This window comes from uncultured Gimesia sp., from assembly GCF_937919775.1.
Classification (GTDB): domain Bacteria; phylum Planctomycetota; class Planctomycetia; order Planctomycetales; family Planctomycetaceae; genus Gimesia.
Map to the genome: position 1 here is coordinate 1 of NZ_CALFPF010000264.1, position 3772 is coordinate 3772.

Annotated in this window: 4 protein-coding genes; 2 read left to right on the forward strand and 2 right to left on the reverse strand. The window is 47.2% G+C overall.

What is annotated here, in order from left to right:
- The first annotated feature begins 116 nt into the window (after positions 1–116).
- Positions 117–533, forward strand: a complete 417-nt coding sequence (locus Q0294_RS07050; RefSeq protein ID WP_299462477.1) for a hypothetical protein — start codon at positions 117–119, stop codon at positions 531–533.
- 12 nt (positions 534–545) lie between these two features.
- On the opposite strand, the gene Q0294_RS07055 is transcribed toward Q0294_RS07050, so the two are convergent.
- Positions 546–890: a TfoX/Sxy family protein gene (locus tag Q0294_RS07055; RefSeq protein WP_299462479.1), complete on the reverse strand. Its 345-nt coding sequence runs from the start codon at positions 888–890 to the stop codon at positions 546–548.
- A gap of 238 nt (positions 891–1128) precedes the next feature.
- Here Q0294_RS07055 and Q0294_RS07060 point away from each other — a divergent pair, with 238 nt between their 5' ends.
- Positions 1129–2061: a cytochrome c gene (locus Q0294_RS07060; protein WP_299462481.1), complete on the forward strand. Its 933-nt coding sequence runs from the start codon at positions 1129–1131 to the stop codon at positions 2059–2061.
- 6 nt (positions 2062–2067) lie between these two features.
- Here the strand turns inward: Q0294_RS07060 and Q0294_RS07065 are convergent.
- The coding region (locus tag Q0294_RS07065; protein WP_299462483.1) for a transglutaminase family protein at positions 2068–3772 on the reverse strand (1705 nt) is incomplete at its 5' end.

Consider the following 3772-nt stretch of genomic DNA (forward strand, 5'->3'; position numbering starts at 1 on the left):
ATGAACCTCCCATAATCTGATCGATCCAGTTCCACGGGCTGAGATTATGCGCAGTGATTCGTTTCTGTGTATCTCTTTGACGTTGAAAATCACCCCTGTGAAGAGAGAGGCTCACTATGCGCTCTTCTGTTTATTCTCTGATGTTTGTATCCCAACTGTTTCTGGCTACTGCTTATGGTCAGGAACAAACACCACTTGAGATCCATTCGGATAACACGGGGTTTGTCAGTGGAAAAAACTCGGTGAACATCACGAGGATGCCCCCGTCGAACTCTGGCCCGGTTTATCAGCGAATGTCTGTCAGCCAGAAGTTGATCCAACAGAGGGCATTTTTGCAGGCCAAAGAGCGTCTGAATCGAATTAACGCACGTAAGGCAATGGGGATCACACCTGGTCGCCCGACAGTGAATATCAACGTCAGTCCGATCCCATCGTATGCTCAAATCATGCAACAGTCAGCAGGGTTCTATTTTGATCCCTACCATTTTTATGGCTACTGGTATGGTCCAAACGGTTATGAGCTTGGTCAATAAGACAGTTTGAAATCACGCAGATGGTTCAGTCTTGGGGGGAAGTGACTGGACGAATTTCACAGCCTGGTTGACCCAATATTTCAAATCGTCATCCTCTTCAAAGCCAGACTGCTCGACGTAAATCATGCTCTTCAGTGGTTTGCCGGTAAAATCCATTTCGCGCGTATGAGGCATTTCTAAAGCCTTTAAAGCGTTTTTCTCTCCCAGTCGCAGCATCAACTCATGCTGAGTCACTCCACAGCACATGTTTCCATGAAGCATGAAGCAGATCCCGCCAAACATTTTTCGCTGGGAAAACCCCGTGCGACGGTGCAATAACTGGTGGACTCGCTGGGCCAGATTTTCGTCGTAAGCCATAATTAAGACCAGAAAAAGATGGCAGGTTTGTATAGGAATTTAATTCGAGGCGATTGTAAAACATCGACTCGTACGAGACACTGATTTTACTGAAAAATGTGTGCGCATTCTCCAGTCAGTGGCTGTAATTCTTGATCCCTGTTTATTTTTTAAAATAAAGCTGAACAAATTCAACTTGTTTGATATTCTAAGAAGAGTGGCGTGAGTGATGTTGTAAAAAAACAGGATGCAGCAAGACATGTGTGTGACACGACTATTTATTTTAGTAAGCCTGCTTGGGGCGGGAATCGAATCGGTGGCCTGCTATGGTCAGGATTTTCAGATTGAATCAAAAACTAAAATCGAATCTGAAGCAGACAGGGCTCAACCTCGATTCCGGTCTCTGGGCCGTCCCGGTTTGCATAACGTGTTTCAAATTGATGATCAGGTTTACTCCGGCAGTGTCCCGGAAGGGAAAACCAGTTTTGAAGCTCTGAAGAAAATGGGAATCAAAACCATCATCAGTGTGGATGGGACGCAGCCGGATTTGAAACAGGCAAAAGCCGCCGGCATGAAATATGTGCATGTTCCCATCGGCTATGATGGGATTTCCCGGGAAGCAGGTCTGGCTTTTGCGCGGGCCGCCAAAGAACTCAAAGGGCCAATCTATATTCATTGTCATCATGGCCAGCATCGGGGCCCCGCTGCAGCGGCAATGGTGGGACTGTGTCGAGGCAGTCTCGATCAAAAGCGGGCTTTACTCTTTTTGGATCAGGCGGGGACCAGTCAAGATTATGCAGGTCTCTGGCGAGACGTGAGGCAGTTTCAAGCCCCGTCTCCCCATGAGAAATTGCCAGAGTTGGTTGAGTCTGCTCAAGTCACGCCGATGGTCACCGCCATGGTTCAGATCAGCCACTATTTCGAGCGGCTGGCAAAAACAAACGAAAATAATCCCCAGGACAAAAAAGAAGTCTTACAGGCTTTAACACTTTTGCGGGAAGAGTTGCATGAGACAGCGCGAAAGCAGGTAGACGATTATGACGAGACATTCAAAGCATGGTTAAATCAGTCTGAGGGACAGGTGAAACGCCTGGAGGAAACATTCAAAAATGGGAATCAGAAACAGTTCGCTTCCGAACTGAAAATCCTGAAATCACAATGTAAACGCTGCCATCAGGCGTATCGAGATTGAAGTAAATTACTGCTCAATCTCTTTCCAGAGCAATTGAACTTTGACCCCTTTCCCGTTGATTGCAGGGTCAGAAGTCAATTTCATTTCAAAAGTGTTATATTTGTTGTCGATGTGTGCCAGTGCACGTGGGGCAAACTGAAAGATCATTTCCGCGTCCAGTTGTTTAATGGAACCGGCAGGATCTGTTTTGTCGGGATTTTCCAGACGGACAAAACATTCATAAACTGCCGTTGGCTGGTTTTGAATCCATTGGTCGAGTGAAACATGAAGTTGATTTTTCGTGAAATCGCCATCCAGTTTCTGCCAGGATTTTGTGTCCGACGAGATGAATACGAAAGGAGGCGTTTCGGTCGCCTCCCATTTCAGGTTGAGTGTCCCTTTCAAAAAGACATAAGGCCATTTGAGATGCCATTCGCGCTGGTGAGGGCCTGTCTGCTTTAGATTCTGTAGAAATGGGCTCGTTCGTTTTAAGGTTCCATTTCCAACCACCGGAGGCTTCGCGGAATCGACCGACGGTTTTTGATGGACATATTCCGCATGAGAAAATCTGAATTCGACATGGTCCAGTGGTTCCAGTATGGGGGCCATAACTGTGTCATTGATCACAGGCTGTATTTCAGAAACCCGGTTATCATTGGTTGAAGTATATAAGTCGGCAATCAGTTGTGAGGGGCTGCCAATCGGATCTAGTGGAGTTTTCGTGATCAGTTCCGGATGCTGCGAAAGTTCTTCGACTCCCGCAATCACGCCCTGTTCATTCCGGTAAACCACCTGATGGTCTGGATCGAACATATGCCATCGTCCGTCGTAAAATGCTTCCGCGACAACATGGCCCGATAAGCCCCACACGCGGCTTTGCAAGCCTGCTTTTCGCGCCAGGACTGCAAAATTGGTGGCACAGTCATCACAGAAACCGTAGCCATACACATTCAGGAATTTGACAGGGTCGTGAAGTTCATCGCCCTGCTCCGCGGGAGTAAAGTGATATCGCCAGTCAATCAGAAATTTCCAGATGGCGAGGGCTCTCTCTTCTTCCTGCATGCCGGGCTTTAAAATACTGGCCAGCATCGTTTCCTGACTGGTGAGATCGGGAGCCCCCTTGCGTTTCCAGGTGAGAGAAACCTTGTTTTGGGTATCCAGATTTTGCCAGATGATTTTGACAGGTTGGATTTGTCGTCGCGGAAAAGCAGGGAATTCGATTTCTGAATGCGGGGCTGTCAGGAGAAAGGATGATTGTTTCTCAAAATAAGATTCGTGATTGACCAGTTCGTATTTTTTACCATTCGTTCGGGGGTCAGAGGAATCACTGGCTGAAAAATAAAGGGTATTCGGAGTCCAGTGACTGTAGTGTCCCCTGCCCTGGTCTCGAATCCGTTTGTGGAGTGCATGGGGGTGTGGCAACGGCTTTCCATTTTCCAGCAAAATACACGTAGAGAGTGATTCGCGATCGGCGGCCCGCGGGATTGTCAAACGGGCCATATAACTTGCGCCCTGGTCGGGTGAGATTCGATCAGGTGAAATGAGTTCCCTGATTTGTTCGGATTTGACAGAAGAGTCGATTTCCGGATGAATCGCTTCAGTGATGTTTTTTTGAGATCCTGCAGGTTGATCTGCATACACAGGAAGTATATTCAGAGGAAGTAACGGAATGCCTGTTAAGCACAGGAATGGAAGTAGTAGTATTCTTTTCATAATGAACTCTTGTTTGAGT

What these genes read in the sequence shown, in the direction of transcription:
- Q0294_RS07050 (WP_299462477.1), top strand. Translation starts at nt 117, where the DNA reads ATGCGCTCTTCTGTTTATTCTCTGATGTTTGTATCCCAACTGTTTCTG.
- Q0294_RS07055 (WP_299462479.1), bottom strand. Translation starts at nt 890, where the DNA reads ATGGCTTACGACGAAAATCTGGCCCAGCGAGTCCACCAGTTATTGCAC.
- Q0294_RS07060 (WP_299462481.1), top strand. Translation starts at nt 1,129, where the DNA reads ATGTGTGTGACACGACTATTTATTTTAGTAAGCCTGCTTGGGGCGGGA.